General features: G+C 57.9%; 2 protein-coding genes and 1 pseudogene. 2 read left to right on the forward strand and 1 reads right to left on the reverse strand.

Translation table 11 applies throughout. The features are described 5' to 3' along the window. The first annotated feature begins 343 nt into the window (after window positions 1–343). Both IVB13_RS22615 and IVB13_RS22620 read left to right on the forward strand, forming a co-directional pair. On the forward strand, window positions 344–625 hold the full coding sequence (locus IVB13_RS22615) for a hypothetical protein (RefSeq protein ID WP_247490648.1): 282 nt from the start codon (window positions 344–346) through the stop codon (window positions 623–625). 413 nt (window positions 626–1,038) lie between these two features. Beyond that, window positions 1,039–1,234: pseudogene (locus tag IVB13_RS22620) on the forward strand (cold-shock protein). A 99-nt stretch (window positions 1,235–1,333) separates the two neighbouring features. Here IVB13_RS22620 and IVB13_RS22625 read toward each other — a convergent pair. Further along, the gene (locus IVB13_RS22625; RefSeq protein WP_018456774.1) at window positions 1,334–1,546 is read right to left on the reverse strand and encodes a hypothetical protein; all 213 of its coding nucleotides are present in this window, start codon (window positions 1,544–1,546) and stop codon (window positions 1,334–1,336) included. Between the last annotated feature and the right edge of the window lie 299 nt (window positions 1,547–1,845).

Below are 1,845 nucleotides of genomic sequence, written 5' to 3' on the forward strand. Positions count from 1 at the left end.
GCCGTTCAGTCTTGGAGGGCGTTGTTTCGCGTCATTGCGTGTGAGGCTCGAAACGGTTTCGTGCACGCGGTCGTGACTCAAGCGGGGGTTATGGCGGCAGGACCTGCGTTGTGCGCCGCGCAACAACATATGCTCCGAAAAGACCGATGGCGGAGAGACGGCCCCGGCTTCAGAGTTGGCTTTTGAGGTACGCCGGAGCCGCTCCGCCAGCTTGGGCAAGCTAGCGAGACAGCAACGGCGCAGTGAGGACACGGGTTCCTCGCCGCGCAGGTCAGGCGAGGTTTAATTGGCACAATGTAATCCGCCGCGCTTTATTTTCGTTTCTACCCTGCGGCAAGCCACAATGCCTCTGACACTGCGGATGATAGGCCTGGATGATTACACGGTTCACGAGGACCGGCAGCTAGTCGGGCGCATCCGCTACGCCAACGAACGCTCCCCGGGGTTCTGGTTGTGGACGTGCATCGTGACGCTTCCCGGTCCGCCGTTCGGGACAGCTGGCTCACTCGATGAAGCGAAGGGGCGGTTCATGATCGCATGGGAGAATTTCAAGGCGAAGCATACGGCGGAAGAGTTGGGGAAGGCCTTCGCTGAGATGAATCGCGCCAACCGACCAGACCATTAACTGCGCTCAGTGCGTTAGCGCGTCGCATTTGATTGCGACAAAATTCGCCGGTTCACACTGCGGGCCATTTCCAAGCCGACGAGTTCGTCCCGGCTGTGTAGGCGCCAGCAGTGAGATTGCCCCGGCTTCAGGCGGACTTTTGGGTGGCCGGGGCCGCTCAGTTAGCTCGCGAGGAGCCGGCAAGATTCTCAAGCTCCCTATCGAGGTGTTCGTTCCCTGCTGGTCCACCGTGGGAAATTGACGGGAGGCGCCGGTTCACGTTGGCTGCCTTCCTCATGTGGGCAACATGACGCCTGTCCCAGTACAGGCGGTCATTCATCCAACTCGCACTTTAAACTAAAATCCTAAGTTGGTGGGCTTTTCGTTTTTATCAGCTTCTGTCATGTGGCGACGGTCATTTAGGAGAGACGTGCGTGGCGACAGGTATTGTGAAGTGGCTCAACCAAAGGCTATGGCTTCATTCAGCCCGACAACGGCGGGAAGGACGTCTTTGTCCACATTTCAGCGGTGGAGAAGGCTGGCTTCAGTGGTTTGGCAGAAGGTGCAAAGGTGAGCTACGAGATCGTGAGCGATCGGGGCGAGCAGTCCGCAGGTAATCTGAGACGGTAGGCGTGGCTGGGACAGGGCTCGCCGGTTCGCACAGGCGGGCCGGGCGCTTTGATCACGTATCGAATTTAGTACTCGCTTTGGCGGCAATCTTCGGCGCTTTCACCGCTCCAGTTCCTTGATGGCGTCCTTTAGCAGCTCGAGAAGCCGGATTTCACATGCCCCCATGACGAACTGATCGGCGTCGTCAGGCACGACAATCTGCCCCTGCACGTGTCCATCATGGGATTGGATGATGAAGTCTCGAGCCTTGCACGCTTCGTTGCGGACGTTCGTTATCGCCTCAAGCGGACCCCATTCAATTCTGACAGCCATTGCTAACCCTCGCTCTTGGCGGAACGCGCGAGCTACTGCGGGTCATGCGAGTTGAGGAGCGGTAAAGCCGGCACATCGATCGGCTCGCCTGGCGGTCGATCAACCCGGTTCGCTTTCTTTCCGCTGACGAGAACACCAATATAGCCGTCACCCACCACTAGGGCCCCTGCGATCATCAGCCAGTGCGGGAATGCCAAGGACATGGTCGCTGGCCTCAAAATACCGCGCTCACGGGCGCCGGTAGGACAAACCTATTCAACCATTTCGTGATTGAACAAGTCAAATATTTAATATATTTA

Source organism: Bradyrhizobium sp. 17 (assembly GCF_023073515.1).
GTDB lineage: Bacteria > Pseudomonadota > Alphaproteobacteria > Rhizobiales > Xanthobacteraceae > Bradyrhizobium > Bradyrhizobium canariense_D.

Coding starts and splice junctions, on each gene's coding strand:
- IVB13_RS22615 (WP_247490648.1), top strand. CDS start 344: ATGCCTCTGACACTGCGGATGATAGGCCTGGATGATTACACGGTTCAC.
- IVB13_RS22625 (WP_018456774.1), bottom strand. CDS start 1,546: ATGGCTGTCAGAATTGAATGGGGTCCGCTTGAGGCGATAACGAACGTC.